General features: G+C 25.1%; 20 protein-coding genes and 1 pseudogene. 12 read left to right on the plus strand and 9 right to left on the minus strand.

The features are described from left to right. Positions 1-55: 55 nt before the first annotated feature. Entirely contained in the window at positions 56-409 is a 354-nt protein-coding gene (locus ACQH23_RS04510; protein ID WP_425379078.1) for a hypothetical protein, read from the minus strand. Positions 410-466: 57 nt separating this feature from the next. Here ACQH23_RS04510 and ACQH23_RS04515 point away from each other — a divergent pair, with 57 nt between their 5' ends. After that, positions 467-1,417: an IS30 family transposase gene (locus tag ACQH23_RS04515; protein ID WP_425379079.1), complete on the plus strand. Its 951-nt coding sequence runs from the start codon at positions 467-469 to the stop codon at positions 1,415-1,417. 199 nt (positions 1,418-1,616) lie between these two features. Here the strand turns inward: ACQH23_RS04515 and ACQH23_RS04520 are convergent, their stop codons facing one another. Then, positions 1,617-3,347, minus strand: a complete 1,731-nt coding sequence (locus ACQH23_RS04520; protein WP_425379080.1) for a septation ring formation regulator EzrA — start codon at positions 3,345-3,347, stop codon at positions 1,617-1,619. A gap of 181 nt (positions 3,348-3,528) precedes the next feature. Between ACQH23_RS04520 and ACQH23_RS04525 the strand changes: the two genes are divergently transcribed. After that, a complete protein-coding gene (locus ACQH23_RS04525) occupies positions 3,529-3,768 on the plus strand; it encodes a hypothetical protein (protein ID WP_425379081.1) in 240 nt (79 codons plus the stop codon). A 270-nt stretch (positions 3,769-4,038) separates the two neighbouring features. Continuing rightward, positions 4,039-4,836 carry a hypothetical protein gene (locus ACQH23_RS04530; protein ID WP_425379082.1) on the plus strand — a complete coding sequence of 266 codons (798 nt, stop codon included), beginning with the start codon at positions 4,039-4,041 and terminating at the stop codon, positions 4,834-4,836. A gap of 206 nt (positions 4,837-5,042) precedes the next feature. Here ACQH23_RS04530 and ACQH23_RS04535 read toward each other — a convergent pair whose 3' ends face one another. Next, positions 5,043-5,588 (minus strand): lipoprotein, encoded by a 546-nt coding sequence (locus ACQH23_RS04535; protein WP_425379083.1) that lies wholly within the window; start codon positions 5,586-5,588, stop codon positions 5,043-5,045. A gap of 110 nt (positions 5,589-5,698) precedes the next feature. After that, positions 5,699-6,643 (minus strand): hypothetical protein, encoded by a 945-nt coding sequence (locus tag ACQH23_RS04540; RefSeq protein WP_425379084.1) that lies wholly within the window; start codon positions 6,641-6,643, stop codon positions 5,699-5,701. Between the two features lie 394 nt (positions 6,644-7,037). Between ACQH23_RS04540 and ACQH23_RS04545 the strand changes: the two genes are divergently transcribed. Continuing rightward, the gene (locus tag ACQH23_RS04545; protein ID WP_425377850.1) at positions 7,038-7,301 is read left to right on the plus strand and encodes a hypothetical protein; all 264 of its coding nucleotides are present in this window, start codon (positions 7,038-7,040) and stop codon (positions 7,299-7,301) included. 82 nt (positions 7,302-7,383) lie between these two features. Here the strand turns inward: ACQH23_RS04545 and ACQH23_RS04550 are convergent, their stop codons facing one another. From ACQH23_RS04550 to ACQH23_RS04565, 4 genes and pseudogenes are all read right to left on the minus strand, one after another. Beyond that, entirely contained in the window at positions 7,384-7,653 is a 270-nt protein-coding gene (locus ACQH23_RS04550) for a hypothetical protein (RefSeq protein ID WP_425379085.1), read from the minus strand. 162 nt (positions 7,654-7,815) lie between these two features. Then, on the minus strand, positions 7,816-8,313 hold the full coding sequence (locus tag ACQH23_RS04555) for a UPF0236 family transposase-like protein (RefSeq protein WP_425379086.1): 498 nt from the start codon (positions 8,311-8,313) through the stop codon (positions 7,816-7,818). 5 nt (positions 8,314-8,318) lie between these two features. Continuing rightward, complete coding sequence (locus tag ACQH23_RS04560) at positions 8,319-8,837, minus strand: UPF0236 family transposase-like protein (RefSeq protein WP_425378528.1); 519 nt, start codon at positions 8,835-8,837, stop codon at positions 8,319-8,321. A 97-nt stretch (positions 8,838-8,934) separates the two neighbouring features. Further along, positions 8,935-9,300 (minus strand): annotated as a pseudogene (locus tag ACQH23_RS04565) (spiroplasma phage ORF1-like family protein); the annotation flags it as partial. Between the two features lie 175 nt (positions 9,301-9,475). On the opposite strand from ACQH23_RS04565, the gene ACQH23_RS04570 reads away from it, so the two are divergent. From ACQH23_RS04570 to ACQH23_RS04580, 3 genes are all read left to right on the plus strand, one after another. Continuing rightward, complete coding sequence (locus ACQH23_RS04570; RefSeq protein ID WP_425377654.1) at positions 9,476-9,739, plus strand: hypothetical protein; 264 nt, start codon at positions 9,476-9,478, stop codon at positions 9,737-9,739. Positions 9,740-9,912: 173 nt separating this feature from the next. Continuing rightward, positions 9,913-10,596, plus strand: coding sequence for an IS3 family transposase (locus ACQH23_RS04575; RefSeq protein WP_425378764.1), 684 nt, complete (start codon positions 9,913-9,915; stop codon positions 10,594-10,596). A 339-nt stretch (positions 10,597-10,935) separates the two neighbouring features. Then, entirely contained in the window at positions 10,936-11,958 is a 1,023-nt protein-coding gene (locus tag ACQH23_RS04580) for a ribose-phosphate diphosphokinase (protein ID WP_425379087.1), read from the plus strand. Positions 11,959-12,053: 95 nt separating this feature from the next. On the opposite strand, the gene ACQH23_RS04585 is transcribed toward ACQH23_RS04580, so the two are convergent. Further along, positions 12,054-12,737 (minus strand): DDE-type integrase/transposase/recombinase, encoded by a 684-nt coding sequence (locus ACQH23_RS04585; protein ID WP_425379088.1) that lies wholly within the window; start codon positions 12,735-12,737, stop codon positions 12,054-12,056. A 111-nt stretch (positions 12,738-12,848) separates the two neighbouring features. On the opposite strand from ACQH23_RS04585, the gene ACQH23_RS04590 reads away from it, so the two are divergent. From ACQH23_RS04590 to ACQH23_RS04610, 5 genes are all read left to right on the plus strand, one after another. After that, a complete protein-coding gene (locus ACQH23_RS04590; protein WP_425379089.1) occupies positions 12,849-13,112 on the plus strand; it encodes a hypothetical protein in 264 nt (87 codons plus the stop codon). A 287-nt stretch (positions 13,113-13,399) separates the two neighbouring features. Further along, a complete protein-coding gene (cls, locus tag ACQH23_RS04595; protein WP_425379090.1) occupies positions 13,400-14,938 on the plus strand; it encodes a cardiolipin synthase in 1,539 nt (512 codons plus the stop codon). A gap of 61 nt (positions 14,939-14,999) precedes the next feature. Beyond that, positions 15,000-15,308 carry a hypothetical protein gene (locus ACQH23_RS04600; protein ID WP_425379091.1) on the plus strand — a complete coding sequence of 103 codons (309 nt, stop codon included), beginning with the start codon at positions 15,000-15,002 and terminating at the stop codon, positions 15,306-15,308. A gap of 509 nt (positions 15,309-15,817) precedes the next feature. Beyond that, entirely contained in the window at positions 15,818-17,242 is a 1,425-nt protein-coding gene (gene proS / locus ACQH23_RS04605; RefSeq protein ID WP_425379092.1) for a proline--tRNA ligase, read from the plus strand. 298 nt (positions 17,243-17,540) lie between these two features. Beyond that, a complete protein-coding gene (locus ACQH23_RS04610) occupies positions 17,541-17,813 on the plus strand; it encodes an IS1/IS1595 family N-terminal zinc-binding domain-containing protein (protein WP_425379093.1) in 273 nt (90 codons plus the stop codon). Positions 17,814-18,725 lie beyond the last annotated feature (912 nt).

Raw genomic sequence — 18,725 nt, forward strand, 5'->3', positions numbered from 1 at the left:
GGTAACACCAAGTGGGGTAGACTGCACCCTGTTTAGTAAGTATTAATAAAAAGGTTTACAAACTTTCATTTATTATATCTTTTTCTTTTTGGTTTGAATATCATTTATTTCATTTTTTAACATCATTAATATATTCATTATGAGATTTATAATTTTTATTATGGATTGTTCCTTTTTTAAGTAATGAATGAAAACTTTCAATAATAATGTTGTCTGCACAATGATAATTTTTACCCATTGAAATTATAATTTTGTTATCTAAACATTTACTATTATAATCTTTAGATGTATATTGATATCCGTGATCTGAATGAATTATTGTTTTATTTAGATCTTTTTTTATTTTTTTAATTTTATTAGCTGAATTATACTTGTAAGTGCAAGTAAATAAAATTGCAAAAAATCTCATATAAAAATTTTATGATGCTAAGTTTATTTTAGAAAAAATAAAGCAAGGGGTTTTTATATGGGATATAAACATCTTGGCATAGATGAAAGAATTTATATTGAGAATCAATTGAAGTTTAAAATAAAAATTAGTGAAATAGCTAAAAATCTTAATCGAAGTATTAGTACTATTATTCGAGAAGTTAATAGAAATAAAGATAATAATCATTATTTTTCATTAATTGCACAAAATAAAGCAGAAAATAGAAAACAATCACATATTTATTTTCATAAGTTTAAAAATAGAGAATTAGTAAAATATGTACAACAAAAATTATTATTAGGTTGATCACCAGAACAAATTTATGGCAGAATTAAAAATTTTCATAAAGAATGAATTATTAGTTTTAAAACAATTTACAATTGAATTTATTCTGGATTACTTGAAAAAGTTACTAATAAAAATTTAAGAAGAAAAGGTAAGAAACGAAAATATCAAGAAAATCGGGGTAAATTTAATGGTAAATCAATTAAAGAACGAAATGCTAATGTTAATAATCGCGTAACTCTTGGTCATTGAGAAGGTGATACCGTAGTATCATCACGAGGTAAAAGTAAATCATGTTTAATAACTTTAGTTGAAAGAACATCAAGATTTACTTTAGCAATATTAGTTGAAAATAGAACTACTAAAGTTATTAACGAAAATATTAGCCATTATTTATCAATTCTTCCAAATAATATTGTTAAGACTATAACATTTGATCGTGGTAAAGAATTTGCTAATTGACAACAACTTGAAAAAAATTTAAATGTGAAAATTTATTTTGCTAATGCATATTCACCCTGACAAAGAGGTACTAATGAAAATACTAATGGTTTAATTAGAGAAAAATTTCCTAAAAAATTTAATTTTTCAAATACTACTAAAAATGCAGTTCATAAATTTATATTGTCTTTAAACCAAAGACCAAGAAAAATACTAAATTATCTTTCGCCAATCGAATATTTGGTTAGAAAAATAATTTAGTTGCACTTAACTTTACAATTTGGCATTAATTGCAGCATTTAAATTATCAATTACAAGTTTGTTATTATTAAATTTTTGTCCTTTTCTTGCCATATAAAAATGCACCTCCTTTAAAAGTTTAGCAAAGACTTTTTTCTTTACTTACTTTTTTGGGTGCAGTCTATAATAATATTACATCAAAATTCATTTTATACTCCATTTACTTTTTTTTTGCTTGCTCACCATTAATAATTTTTAATGCTAAAAATAATGAACCATCATAATCACCATCACAATAAGCAATTTGCGCATTCCGTAAATGATCATCAACATCTTCATTTGTTAAAATAAATTTCTGTGCATAAACTAATGTTTCTTGTGATAATAAATCTAATAAAATATTGTTTTTTATTTTTTCAAACAATTTTAAAACTTCGGTTTTTAAACAATTTAGTTTCCCCGTTACTTCATCCACTTCACTAGGATTATTAACATCAAATGATATTCGTTTAATTTTTTCCAGGGATTGTCGATAATCCGCAATTCGTTTTTCATATTTTGCTAATAATTTTTTATATTGTAATTGATTTAACCGCACTTCCGCTTGTAATAAAACTACTTCTAACAAATGAATTGTCCGACGAATTTCTGTTTCAGCAAAATTCCGTTTTTCAATAATTTTAACAACATTTTCTAATGCTTTTTGTGTCACAACCGCATTTTCTAATAAGCGAACTAATTCTTGGTTAAAGGTAACATAATTCTGCCCATTTCGGTTAATTTCTAATACTAACCGGTTAGTATTATGGGTTAAATTTTTTGTTTTCCCCATTGCTTCACGATAAATACTTTCTTCTTGTGCCATTAATGTTGATGAACTTCGCAATGCTTCAATTTGACGCGAAATTGCATTAAAACTTCGTTCAATTTTATTTATATAATCCATTACAATTTGGTAGTATTTTTTAAAACACGAAATAATTGCTTTTTGTTGTTCAATACTTTGATCAAAATCACTAATTTGATTAATAATCTCAATGGTCTTTTTTGTTGCTTTTTTATATTGCAAGTTATCAATATACTTTGAAATTAAAATTTTAGTTACATCGATACTCTGTGCTAACTCATCAAAACCATACTTTAACAAATTCCGACTACTTTCATCTTTATTAAAAAGAACATATTTATCTTTTAATAACGAAAGTTTATTCGGAACCACTTTTGTTAATAATGTTTTAATTTGAGGGATGTTATCTAAAATATCAACAAAAATAGTTAATGAAGTAATAATATTTGATAAAATTTGTTCTGTTTTAGCAAAATCTCCCGCTGTTAAATAACCCTCAAATTCATCAAACATTCTTTCAATATTTCGTTCAAAATCATTAATCTTTTTTGTATCTAATGAAACATTCATTTGCAATTTAACCGCATCTTCTAATAATGAATTAAACATTTTCTTATGCGCTAAAATATAATCTCGTTGTAATAATTCAATTTGTAATTGACTATTAATTTCATCTAATAAGCGACGAGCTTCTGCTTCTAATAATGTTAATTCTCTCAATAACGGAATAAGTTTTTGTGTCGTTACCTTTGGCAATTTCTTTGTTGCTGCTTTATTAGTTTGATCTAACTTTCGAAATACTTCTAAACAACTTATCAACTTTTTCTCATAAATAATTTCATACTTTGTTCGTCATATAATAAGATTCTTTGCATAACGATTATTATAACGGGCAATTTCTGAAATCCGAAAAAGCTTATGTTTTAACGGTAACCGCTTTAAAATATCAAACTTTTGTATAACTTTAATTTCAATTGTTTTTAAATGACGCTTTTGCCCTCACAACACTAGCGTTATAATTAATAGTAAAAGGCAAATAAAAAACAGAATAAATAATGTTAATTTAACTGGATTATTAATAATGTTATTAATAACATTATCCATTTTACTTCCCCCCTAATTATTACTATATATCAATTGAATTATAGCACTTGCAAAAGATATTACATTAAAAATTACCTTTAATTTTGTCGAAAACTCTTAATAAAGTCAAATAGACTGCACCTCAAAAAGTAAGTAAAGAAAAAAAGTCTTTGCTAAACTTTTAAAGGAGGTGCATTTTTATATGGCAAGAAAAGGACAAAAATTTAATAATAACAAACTTGTAATTGATAATTTAAATGCTGCAATTAATAAAATTAAAAAAATAAAAAAAGATCTAAATAAAACAATAATTCATTCAGATCACGGATATCAATATACATCTAAAGATTATAATAGTAAATGTTTAGATAACAAAATTATAATTTCAATGGGTAAAAATTATCAATGTGCAGACAACATTATTATTGAAAGTTTTCATTAATTACTTAAAAAAGGAACAATCCATAATAAAAATTATAAATCTCATAATGAATATATTAATGATGTTAAAAAATGAAATAAATGATATTCAAACCAAAAAGAAAAAGATATAATAAATAAAAGTTTGTAAACCTTTTTATTAATACTTACTAAACGGGGTGCAGTCTAGTGTGGTAAATTCCTAAACTTTATTTCATTTGGTATTCCATGAGGCTGAGTTATTAATCAAGATGAAAAAACTTGACCTAATTTTCAATGACTTAATGGCTTTATGAGTGCTAATGTTTATAGTTTTTATAACCATGCTTTTTGAAGTGGTAATGCAAAAGGTGATGGTTATTTACCATTTGAAATATTTAGAGAACAAGGCAATGATAAAGTTGGTGCTATTTTTTGAGCAAATGCCACTAGTTTCGGGTTTACTACTTTATTAACTGATAAATTAGTAGGTACTGTTTTAACTAAGGATGGTAAACCAACAAATAATATAGTTTATTCAACATATAATCTAAAACAATTAAATCAAAAAAATAACCAAGTTTATTTAATTAATGAACTTACAACAGCATTTGATGCTCAAACACCAGTTAGTGACGGTGAAGAAGATAATGATTGTGAATTCTTACAAACACCTGATGGAACAAATTGTAGTTATATTATTGATATGTTTTCAATACAAGCTTTATATAAAGGTAATTTTGAAATTATATTTTATGCTGATAACCCATATACAAATAATGAAGAAGATTATTTAAGATTATCAGTATGAAGTTTTAGAGGTAAAACAAAAAGTACATTAAATAATTATTTACGCGATATGACAACTAATTATAAAACTAGTTTCTTATTACCACATGATTATGAAATACCAAATTTTAATTACCCTGAATATGTATTACCACCAGTGCCATATAACTATAAACCTTATACAAAAGATATATGAGGTGCTAATACAGCACAACCATTAAAAACTAAAATTACCGCACCAGCACAACGTACTTCAACTTGGTCATTATTAAATGATGGTATTAATTTATTTGCTGAATTATACTTGCACTTACAAGTATAATTCAGCTTTCAAAAAAAATAATTCATTTTTTATCTGGTGATTATATTAATTTTCATCAACAAAGAATTAAACGTTTTGGTAATGATAAAGAAATTATGTTAGATGTTTCTAACCCAAATGTCTTGGGAATTAGAAATAAAAGTAATAACCCCATTAAAATAACTATTAAACCAAGATAAAAAATAGGGATAAAACCCTATTTTTTATTAATCTTTAACTTTTATATTGTCTTTATCATCTAAAACTAAATCAGGTTCTGGTTTATCTAATGAATTTCAACGATAAACTGATTTAAAATAATCATCATTTATTTTTTGTCAAATATGATTATTTTGTTTTATTTTTCCTTGTTTTTCATCCTCAACAATAAATAAGATTATATTTTTATTGTCTTTTATGTCATAAGGAACATCCTTATTTAAACATAAACTTCAATTATTTATATTAGTAATTTTAATTAAATCATCTACTTTTTTATCATTCTTAAATTTAGTAATTACCAATTTAACATTTTTATTTTCTCTTCATACTACATAATAATATTTATTATCAACATTATTAAATGATTTTTCTTGTGGTGATATTCATTCTAAATTGTCTCTAATAGTTTGGTTTTTTGTATCTATTTTATGTTTTTCTTTTTCTGTTTTTAATTCATCCTCAATATATTGTGGTGTATTACAAGCAACTAAACTTGTTGTACTTGTTCCTATTAAAGTGATTGATCATAAAATATTTAGTATTTTTTTCATATTTATCCTTTCTTTTTTATATAATTTTATTTGTTAATTTAATTAAAAATGAAAATAATATAGATTATTTTCATCTATAAATATTTTTTAAAATATTTATATCAATTTAATTATACTGATGATTTTATAAATTTTCCTAATTCAATCAATGAAAAACCAAAAGCTTTTGTAGATTTATAACCTTGTTCTATTATTAAAGAAACATTTTTTATTTCTTCACCTAAATCTTCAATATTTTGTCCTAAATCTTCAATATTTTGATTAGATATTTGATTATTGTTTATTTGAATATTTTCTACTTTAGCTCCTATTTCTTTTAAGTTATTACCTAAAACATATCCGTTTAATTCATTTGTTAATCATGGTTTTACAATCATTCTATAATCTTTTAATCCCGGTAATATGTCTGGATAATATTTAAGTTTCTCATCTATTGTTAATTTTATACCTATAGTATTAATGTTTTGACCAATAATATTAATATTTTCTTTTATTTTAGATATATTAACACTATCAGTAGTTAAATTTTCATTTTGATATAAATAAATAATTTCACCTAATTTTTCTAAAATTTCTCCTTGAGAAATAGAACCATTACCTAAATCTTCTACATTTATTAAACTTTTAATTAAACCATTAGTTATTTGTTTTACTAATTCTCCAACTGCTTTCATTTTTATTCCAAAAGTTTTTACATTTTGTCCTAAATTTTGAATACTTTGTTTTAGATTATTTTTATTTATAGTAATATTTTTAATATTTTTTGATAAATCTTCTTTAAGATAATTTCCTAATTCTTGTAATTTTAGCGTTAAATCACGCTCAAGTAATATCATTAATTGACATTCTTCAATAACTTTTTCACCCATATCTTTTACTTTTTCAGATAGGTTATTTTTGATATCTATTAAATTATTTAATTTTTGTGAATTAACACCTCTTTTTATAATATTTAATTTACTGTTCCCTTTTTGATAAGGATTCGCGGCTATTGTTGTTGGTACAGCAGTTCCACCAATAGTTAATACACTTAATAAACTAAGTAATTTTTTCATACTTGTTTTTCTCCTTTTTTAATCTTGAAACTCTTTATCAAGACCTATACTCATTATATATATATATATATATATATACAAGCAAAATTGGTAATTATTTTAAAACTTTTATCTTTTAAAATAACTTTTATTACACGTTTTAAGGGGTAAATTATCAATCAAAGATATTAAATTTAGTATTTTTTATATTATTTACATAAAGTATTGTATTAGTAAACTATTAGTATATAATCAAGGTATAGGTTTAATCTTTTTCCGTAAAAAAGAGTTTATGCTGACTTGTTAATCGGACAAGGATAAAAAAAGAGGAGTTTATAAAATGTAGACTGCACCCAAAAAAGTAAGTAAAGAAAAAAAAGTCTTTGCTAAACTTTTAAAGGCGGTGCATTTTTATATGGCAAGAAAAGGACAAAAATTTAATAAATATACAGCAGATTTTCGAAAAAGGATAGGACAAGAGGTTAAAAATAATAGTATAAGTTTTATTGCAAAAAAATATGCAATTAATAAAAAAACTGTTGCTTCATGGTATGAAAATTTTAAGAAAGGAATTTTAAACACCAATAAAGGTCCAAAAGAATCATTTAAAAAAAGAGATTTAAACTATTACAAAGTTAGGTATGAATTACTAAAAAAGCTTCATGACTTTTACAATTAAATAAAAGAAAAATTGTATTTTTTATCAAAGAAAACATTAGGTATCGTGTAAAATGTTGGGGAAAAGTTTTCAGCATTAAGTTCTAATAATAATTATAAACTATTTTCTTTAAAAGATTTTTAGTATTTGATAATGTAGAAGCGGTGAATATTGGTAAGTTATATTGTTTAACTTCTGGATTATTCATCTTTTTAAATATTCATCTTCAAATAATTTGTTCATTTTTTACTTGAAGATTTTTAATTTCTGTTAGTTCTTGAAAGGGATTAATCCCATTAGCTGTCAATTGTTTTAATAACATTACTTTGTAATTCGTTTTTTCATTAAATATTTTTGGTTTTGAACGAAACATTATTTTAATAATTCGAACAATATAACTTTCAATGCGACAACCAATATTTTCTTGATATTCTCATTTTTGAATTGCTCCATAGTATGTTCTTAAATAATTAGATATTTCTTGTAACTTTCCTTTCGCTTCTTCGGTTTTAACAAGCTGATAAGCTCATTCAAGTTATTTTGTAACCTTGTTTCAGTTTAATTTTAGAATTGCTTTTCTAATTTTATTAAATAAATAACGTTTATAATATCGTGGACCACGGAGACAATCTTTAATTTTTTTAATAACATGGAAACGATCAATAATAAATTCAACATTGATGTGTTTTTCAACCGTTGAAATATATTGTGCACCATCACCAAGCACAATAATTTTAGCTGTCTCGGGTGATTCATAATTTAAGTTAATAAATTCTTTAATTCCTTGTCAGTATTTTTTAGAGTTAATTTTTTTAACTTCATTAGTCATTGTTACTAGAAATTTGACATTATGCATTGTTTTTCGTATTGTTTTAGGATCTTTATAACCAGTATGAAAGACGGTTAAACGGATTCTTTTCTTAATTTTTAATCGTTTTTTGATTTGATAACTAATGGCATTGCGATATGCTTCATCGGTTTCAATATAAATAACCCCATCATGTTTTAGTTTTGTATCTGGTTCATCTAGCATTAGTTCTAACAAATGTTTAATATCAAACCGTTTAATAAGGTTAAAAATTGTTTTTTTGTTATGTTAGCATTCCGATACATATTACAAATATCTTGATAACTAAAATTTATGCCTAATTTGCTGATTATTTCTAACGAAAAATCATAATCAAGTCGCTGATAACTTTCAATCCCTAATTGAATATCAAGTAAAAAGACCGTTTTTGGTTTTTTTGCCACTTGAAATTCTGGTTTTAAGATATATTTTCGTCGTTTAAAAGTAACTTCACCATTACGAAAAACCAAAGTTCGTTGATAAAATCCTTTTGGAATATAACGTGCTTTGCGTCAGTCCTTATTAAAAATATAGTTATCAATATATTCAAAAATATTTTTAAATAGTATTCAAGCTTCAGAACTAATTTCATTGTTTAAATAGGATAATAGTGCTGTAATAGGTATATTGGGGCTAATTTCATTAATTAAATCAATAAAAGAGTTATTATTTTCGTTTAAAAACTCTTGGATTCTAGTTATAATATTCATAGGATAGTTTTCTTTCTAATTTTTTTCAAACTTAATTATACTGAAAACTTTATTTTTTATTTCCCCCAACTTTGGCAACACAATCTTTATAAGTATAGTTATTATAATCATCAAAATATTTTATTGACTTTTCATTTTCATCTAAAATAACATCTTTAAAATTGTCTAATTTTAAACCAAAAAAGTTAATTAAAACAGTATCATATTGTAAATTATCAATATAACCACTTTCAATAAAATTACTCCGATTTTGAAAAACAGATACCAAAGCATAAGCAAAAAAGGCTTTTAAAAATTTATTAATCTCAATTTGACCTTTCATTTGTTCAAAAACCTCTTTACCAGTATTGGGAGTATTGCTACCATAATAGTTATAAGTTTCATCATTAAAATTAAAGATATCTTCTTTATCTTTCATAAAAGAAAACAAAAAACCTAAATCATCAGTATACCGATAACTATTAGACTTCTTGCGATACTGGCTTTTCTTATTAAGAATATTTCTATAAAATATAATTAATAAGAAAAGCCAGTATCGCAAGAAGTCTAATATCATGGTTTAGGTTTTAGACTGCACCCAAAAAAGTAAGTAAAGAAAAAAAGTCTTTGCTAAACTTTTAAAGGAGGTGCATTTTTATATGGCAAGAAAAGGACAAAAATTTAATAAATATACAGCAGATTTTCGAAAAAGGATAGGACAAGAGGTTAAAAATAATAGTATAAGTTTTATTGCAAAAAAATATGCAATTAATAAAAAAACTGTTGCTTCATGGTATGAAAATTTTAAGAAAGGAATTTTAAACACCAATAAAGGTCCAAAAGAATCATTTGAAAAAAGAGATTTAAACTATTACAAAGTTAGGTATGAATTACTAAAAAAGCTTCATGACTTTTACAATTAAATAAAAGAAAAATTGTATTTTTTATCAAAGAAAACCTTAATAAATATCCACTAAATTTATTACTTGATGTAACAAATTTAAAGCGTAGTTATTGAGATAAATATAAAAATTATTCAAGTAATGGTAAGGATAGCGAATCATTAAAAAATATTGTAAAAGTCTATGAAGAAAATTTGAAACAATTTGGTTATCGTCGAATTACCAAATATTTAAAAGAAGATTATGGCATTGTTTATAATGCTAAGAAAGTATTACGAATTATGAAAGAAAATAATATTCAAGCTGAATATGTAAAGCGTATGCGTAGAAAAATATTAATAAAACAAAATAGAAATAAAAATATCATTAAATATCCTGATTTAGTAAATCGTAATTTTAATGATATTAAAGAAAGATTTTCAATTTTATTTACTGATGTAACTTATTTAATTTGAAATGGTAAAAAACATTATCAATCAACAATAATTGATGGATATACTAAAGAAATTATTGATGTAAAATGATCAAAATTTAATAATAACAAACTTGTAATTGATAATTTAAATGCTGCAATTAATAAAATTAAAAAAATAAAAAAAGAGCTAAATAAAACAATAATTCATTCAGATCACGGATATCAATATACATCTAGAGATTATAATAGTAAATGTTTAGATAACAAAATTATAATTTCAATGGGTAAAAATTATCATTGTGCAGACAACATTATTATTGAAAGTTTTCATTCATTACTTAAAAAAGGAACAATCCATAATAAAAATTATAAATCTCATAATGAATATATTAATGATGTTAAAAAATGAAATAAATGATATTCAAACCAAAAAGAAAAAGATATAATAAATGAAAGTTTGTAAACCTTTTTATTAATACTTACTAAACAGGGTGCAGTCTATTTTACTAACATTCAAAATTATTTAAATCTCTGAAAATGAAAATACCAACACAAAGATTTAACACCCAACCAACAAGCAACGGTATTATATTTTAACATCTAAAAAAGTTAAAGAACAATAATAATCTTCCATCAAATTCGTTTTCAAATTGTCATATTGATGATTTTTTTGACTTTATCAAGAGTTTTCGACAAAATTAAAGAGAAATTTTGTTTAATTCATTATGGAAATGTATATAATAATAGGTATAAATTCAATTTAGAATTTTTTATTGGAGCTTAAATGTTTAAAGGAGGACTAATGGAAGAAAAAATTTTTAGTATATATGGCCTATCCGCGGGAATAAAATTAGCTGATGAAATTTGTAAAATTTTAGATGTTAAAAGGCAAGAAATGGAAACAATTCGTTTTGCTGATGGTGAAATTCTGGTACGCACAATGAATTCGGTACGAGGGAAGGATGTTTATATTATTCAATCAACATCTTGACCAGTTAATGAAAATTTAATGGAATTATTAATTGCCATTGATGCGTTAAAACGTGGCAGCGCTCAAAATATTAATGTGATAATCCCTTACTTTGGGTATGCTCGTCAAGATCGCAAGGCCCGTGGTCGTCAACCAATTACGTGTAAATTAGTAGCAAATATGTTAACAACAGCCGGGGCAACAAGGGTAATGATTGTTGATTTACATTCACCACAATCGATGGGTTTTTTTGATGTACCAGTTGATGATTTGCGTTCAACTCAAGAACTAGTAAAAAGAATTATGCGGAAAATTGAAGAAAACCATATTAAAGAAGAGGTAACAATTGTTTCGCCAGATCATGGCGGATTAGTTCGGGCACGGAATGTCGTTGATCGGTTAGGGAATTTAGCTGGGAATATTGCGGTAATTGATAAGCGCCGACCAAAGCCAAATGTTAGTGAGGTTCAATTTATTTTAGGGGATGTTAAAGATCGTGTTTGTTTTATTGTTGATGATATGATTGATACGGCTGGAACAATTTGCAATGCAGCGAAAGCATTGAAACAAAATGGCGCAAAAGCAGTGTATTTACTAGCTTGTCATGGGGTATTTTCACCACCAGCAAAAGAACGTTTAACTGAAGTTATTAAAGATGATACAGTTAAAAAAGTTATTGTTACAAATACAATTGATATTAATGAGGATCGTTTATTTGATGGTTTAGAAATTATTTCTATTGCTGATTTAATTTCACAAATGATTAAAGCGATGATTGAAAAACGTAGTTTATCTGATGTTTATTCAAGTTGTAATGAAAAAATAAAAAAATTAATTGAAAAAATGAAGAAATAACCTTTAATTTTGTCGAAAACTCTTGATAAAGGCAAAAAAATCATCAATAGACTCACCTAGACTGTACCCTGTTTAGTAAGTATTAATAAAAAGGTTTACAAACTTTTATTTATTATATCTTTTTCTTTTTGGTTTGAATATCATTTATTTCATTTTTTAACATCATTAATATATTCATTATGAGATTTATAATTTTTATTATGGATTGTTCCTTTTTTAAGTAATGAATGAAAAATTTCAATAATAATGTTGTCTGCACAATGATAATTTTTACCCATTGAAATTATAATTTTGTTATCTAAACATTTACTATTATAATCTTTAGATGTATATTGATATCCGTGATCTGAATGAATTATTGTTTTATTTAGCTCTTTTTTTATTTTTTTAATTTTATTAATTGCAGCATTTAAATTATCAATTACAAGTTTGTTATTATTAAATTTTGATCATTTTACATCAATAATTTCTTTAGTATATCCATCAATTATTGTTGATTGATAATGTTTTTTACCATTTCAAATTAAATAAGTTACATCAGTAAATAAAATTGAAAATCTTTCTTTAATATCATTAAAATTACGATTTACTAAATCAGGATATTTAATGATATTTTTATTTCTATTTTGTTTTATTAATATTTTTCTACGCATACGCTTTACATATTCAGCTTGAATATTATTTTCTTTCATAATTCGTAATACTTTCTTAGCATTATAAACAATGCCATAATCTTCTTTTAAATATTTGGTAATTCGACGATAACCAAATTGTTTCAAATTTTCTTCATAGACTTTTACAATATTCTTTAATGGTCACTAGACTGCACCCAAAAAAGTAAGTAAAGAAAAAAAGTCTTTGTTAAACTTTTAAAGGAGGTGCATTTTTATATGGCAAGAAAAGGACAAAAATTTAATAAATATACAGCAGATTTTCGAAAAAGGATAGGACAAGAGGTTAAAAATAATAGTATAAGTTTTATTGCAAAAAAATATGCAATTAATAAAAAAACTGTTGCTTCATGGTATGAAAATTTTAAGAAAGGAATTTTAAACACCAATAAAGGTCCAAAAGAATCATTTGAAAAAAGATATTTAAACTATTACAAATTTAGGTATGAATTACTAAAAAAGCTTCATGACTTTTACAATTAAATAAAAGAAAAATTGTATTTTTTATCAAAGAAAACATTAGGTAGCGTGTAAAATGTTGGGGAAAAGTTTTAAAAACCGAAGCAGAGAAAAAATAATTTGAAGAACAAAATAAAAAGTTTTTAGTTTCTTACTTTAATTTTGTAGAAAACTATTGATATTTTAATAAAATCAGGATTTTATTAAAATATCAATAGTTTTCTACAAAATTAAAAATAAAGTGTCCCAAATATATTTACAATTCAGGTATAATAAAGATATTAATAATTGTGCCATAAAGGGGAAACATAATGAAAAATTGATTAAAAATTATTTTATCAATGATTTTTTTATTTGGAATGGCGATTATGGGATTAATCGTTGTCGTTGTTATTTTTAATGTTAAGTTTTTATATATTTTTTTAGGAATTGTTATTCTTGATTTAGTTTTCTCATTCTTTTTCTTTTTTTCAAAACGGCGTTATGAAGTTAAATTTTCATGAATTATTTTTATTAACTTTGTTCCGTTTATTGGGTTATGTTCATATGTTTTTTTTGGACGAAAATACCATTATTCAAATAAAAAATCATTATTATACAACCATTTAAATAAATTAGAATATGATACTTATTTGAAAAAAAATAAGGCCGCTTTAGGCAAATATACTGCACCAACGCAAAAATTTGGGAATGTTATTGAGTTACTAATGCGGCATGCTAATAAACCATTATATCAAAATAATCAAATTAAAATTATTACCAATGGAACGAATGTTTTCAAATCATTATTAACCGATTTACAGCAAGCACAAGAATATATTTTATTAACTTATTTTATTGTTGCGGATGGGGAGTTATTTGAGTCTTTTTTAGCAGTTTTAAAAGAACGAATTGCCATTGGGGTTCGTGTTTACATGATTTATGACCATGTTGGAAGTTATTTTAAAATTAGTAAAAAAAGCATTAAAAAACTAATTAAAGTTGGGGTCCAAGTTCATAAGTATTTACCAATTATTACACCTTTTATTAGTGGAAATGCAAACTATCGTAATCACCGCAAGGATGTTATTATTGATGGTTTAATCGGTTATACCGGGGGAGTTAATTTAGCAGATTTATATGCTGATCGTTCATGAAAGTTTGGGATTTTTCATGATACGCAAGTGCGAATTGAAGGCGAAGCAGTTCGCGGGTTAGAAGTTATTTTTGTTGATGATTGATATTTTGCCACAAAACGGCATGAAAAAATTACTGACTTAGAACCGACGGTGTTAGAACCAAAGCAATATAATGTTACGGGTAAATCACATTTACAAATTGTTAATCATAGTCCTAGTATTGATCATTCAATTACAAAGGATTTATATATTTCATTAATTAGTAAAGCACGAAAACGGGTTTGATTATCAACACCATACTTTATTCCACCAGATGACCTTATTCAAACCTTAATTCTGACTGCTCGGGATGGCGTTGATGTTCGGTTAACAATTCCCGGTTTAACGGATAAAATTTTTGTGTTAGATATTACCAAAAGTTATTGTAAAGATTTAATTGCTAGTGGTGTTAAAATTTATGAAATGAATAATACCTTTAGTCATAATAAAATTGCTATTTTTGATGATGATGTTGCCGTTATTGGAACTTGTAATTTAGATTATCGTAGTTTCTTTTCTGATCATCAAACAACAGCTGTGATATACGATACAGCAGTAGTGGAAAGTTTTCTTCCGCGGTGAGAATGAGATTATGAACATGCCATTTTATGATGTGAGTGACCGATTAAATATAAACCATTAAGTTATCGTTTATTATTAACATGTTTAAAATTGGTCGCCCCAATTTTATAAGTTAATAACAACATCAGGAATAATTTTTTGTATAATTATTATGAGAAAAGGAGAGTTAATAATGTTATTTAATAAATTAAAAGAGCAGGATGACCAGACAAAAGATAATAAAAAAGAGAAAAAGCGGAACTTATTACAAGAATCATCATCAGATGATTTAGAAAGTAGTTTATTTGAGGATGATAATGATAATAGTAAGATTAAGACTGGTTTTAATTTTAAACGCCGTAAAACGCATAAAATTATTAAGGAATTTAATCGACAACGAATTAAATCGTTATTATTTTATACTGACATTAGTAATGTCTTACGCCAATTAGAATTTGGTTTACAACCAATTAAAAATATTCAATTGGCAAAAGAAAGTTAATATATTAGACTTCTTGCGATACCTTATTATTTATGCTTAAAAAGCAATTAAAATTTTTAAAAATGCTTATTTTAAAGTTTAATTTAATTTTTTTAATTTGTAATTTTTTTATTTTTGTTAGTATCGCAAGAAGTATATTGTTTGAACATATTTAGAAAAACCAAATCATTTAGAATTTGAATTAGATAATTCAACACGGCACTATTTTTGAAGTTGAGTTGCAGAGCAGAAAGTTGATCCAACTCAAATTGCGGTAATTGCAATTGATATTAAAAGTTTATTTGATTTAACAAAAAAAGATTGATAATATGATGATGCTACCCGCCGCGTCAAAGTTTTTGAAGATGTTAAACCAGCGGCAATTCGATGAATATTAATGAAAAATAATCAGTATTTAAATCGAATTCAAACACATGTTAAAAGTAATCATTTAAAACTTAAAATTTTTCAAGTCGAAAAAGGGAATATTTCCAATGTTTTAACAGAAGATAGAAAGAAGTAAATAATTAATGAAAAGAAAGTTAGAGAAAATTACTCCTCGTGAAGTTGATTTTGCCCAGTGATATACTGATATTGTTTTAAATGCTGATTTAATTGCTTATGGGCCAGTTAAAGGAACAACGATTTTTAAACCCTATGGGTATGCAATTTGAGAAAATATTCAAAAAATTTGTGATGTAGAGTTTAAAAAAGTTGGTGTCAAAAATGTTTATTTTCCATTACTAATTCCAAAGACTCTTTTTAATAAAGAAAAAGAACATATTGCTGGATTTTCCCCCGAAATTGCAACGGTAACAAAAGTTGGTGATAAGGTGATTGATGAAGAATTATACATTCGTCCAACATCCGAAGTTTTGTTTGGGACTTTCTTTAGTAAAGAAATTCAAGGGTATCGTGATTTACCATTGTTATATAATCAATGAGTTAATGTCTTACGATGAGAAAAAACAACTCGTCCTTTTTTACGAACTAGTGAATTTTTGTGGCAAGAAGGGCACACGATTCATGCTACAAAAACAGAAGGGCAGCAGTTTACCCTAAAAATTTTAGATATTTATGCTAACTTTGCTGAAAAAACTTTATTATTACCAGTTATTAAAGGGAAAAAAACTGAACGGGAAAAATTTGCTGGGGCCGAAGAAACTTATACAATTGAATCATTAATGTATGATGGTCAAGCGTTGCAATGTGGGACAAGTCATTATTTTGATCAAAATTTTGCGAAAGCTTTTGATATAAAATTTGCTAATCAAAAAAATGAATTAGAATACGCATATTCAACATCGTGAGGGGTTTCTACGCGCTTGATAGGGGGAATTATTATGACACATAGTGATGATAATGGGTTAGTTTTACCACCCGAAATTGCCCCCACACAAATTATGATTTTACCAATTAGTAATGATAGTGATGAGCAATTATCTGCCGCTTGCCAATTACAAAAAAAATTAAAGTCATATCGTTGTGAAATTGATCAATCTGATAAAGGTTTTGGTTTTCGAGCAGCGAATGCCGAAATTAAAGGGATTCCGTTGCGAATTGAAATTGGGCCGCATGATTTAGCCCAAGAGCAAGTTACCATTGCTCGTCGCGATACTTTTGAAAAGATGACCGTTACATTATCAAAAGTTGAAAAGACAGTTGCTGATTTATTACAAAAAATTGCGACAAATCTATATCAAAAGGCGTTAAAAAATCGTCAGCAACGAACAAAAGAAATTGATAATTATTCTGAGTATAAAAAAACTTTAGCGAAAATGAATGGCTTATTTTTAGTTTCTTTTTGTGGACGGATTGAATGTGAAGATACCATTAAGGCCGAGACCCAAACAACATCACGTTGTATTCCCTTTGATGTGCCACCTAAAAAAACAAAGTGCTTTCATTGTGGGCAACCAGCAATTAATTTAGTTTATTTTGCCCGTGCTTATTAATAACAAGGAAATCTTCTTTATTTTTGATAAATTTCAATTGTAAAGGAGGTTTTTATTTGTTTAGTCAAAATCCTATTTCAGAACCATTAGCAGTTTATAATTCTTTTCAATTTGCTCCGAATAATAAGGCGTCTTGTGCGATGAACCGGCAAAAAACAATTCTTTGTGAGATTGTTTTTTTATTTTTACCTGAATTATAAAATTAAATGGGACCTTTAATTTTGTCGAAAACTCTTGATATTTATAAAATATATCTAAAATTAGGTATATTTTTAATATAAAGAGAGGTAAATAATTGATGGAAAAAATACTTGCAGAATTAATAAATAGTTTAACAAATGATCAATTTTTAGAATTTTATGAAAAAGTTAAAAAAGAAGCAGAATTAATCAAAAAACAAAAACGCTTAAATGAAATTGATCAAAAATTTAGAGATAAAGGTATTAAATGCCCTAATTGCAAATCTTATCATTGTGTTAAAAATGGCCATAATCCCGAAGGAAAACAAAAATATTTATGCAAAAAATGTCGGGCTAGTTTTGATGCTTTTCGTCATCATTTTACTTATTAGACTTCTTGCGGTATCTTATTATTTATGCTTAAAAAGCAATTAAAATTTTTAAAAATGCTTATTTTAAAGTTTAATTTAATTTTTTTATTTGTAATTTTTTTATTTTTGTTAGTATCGCAAGAAGTCTATTATCATGGTTTAGGTTGTTACTAACATTCAAAATTATTTAAATCTCTGAAAATGAAAATACCAACACAAAGGTTTAACACCAAACCAACAAGCAACGGTATTATATTTTAACATCTAAAAAAGTTAAAGAACAATAATAATCTTCCACCAAATTCGTTTTCAAATTGTCATATTGATGAAGTCAAAAAACCTTATAAAATATAGATATTTGCAAGAAATACATTTTATCAAAAACCCAATAAAATAAAGGTTTTGTTAAAATATCAAGAGTTTTCTACAAAATTAAAGAGAGTTTTCGACAAAATTAAAGAAAAAATAGATAAGGTTTAAAATTTTTGCAATGTTTCTTTTAACTGAGATATATAAATAAAAATTTTTCTAGATTATTATTAATATATAAAGTTATGAGAAACATTTTTATATGGCTAAAGGTAAAATAAAAGGGTCTAAAGATCATTCTTTTGAATTTAAAGAAAAAATTGTTAATGAATATTAAATTAACAATAAATCTTATAGTGAAATAGCAAAAGAATATCACATTAGTTTAGCAACTATTTCAAAATGAGTAAATCAATTTCAACAAAATAAAGAAATTCTAAAAGAACGAAAAAAGCGAAAAGATTTTGAATTAAATAAGTTTAAAAAACCCTTAGAACGTGAAAACTATTTATTAAAAAAAGAAAATGAAAGAATAAAAGCTGAGAATGAGGTTTTAAAAAAGTTTGAAGCTCTTCCAAAGATAAAAACAAAAACAAACATTAGAAAACAAATTGCTTTTATTAA

Origin of the sequence: Spiroplasma endosymbiont of Polydrusus pterygomalis, assembly GCF_964030635.1 — a bacterium.
Classification (GTDB): Bacteria; Bacillota_I; Bacilli_A; order Mycoplasmatales; family Mycoplasmataceae; genus Spiroplasma.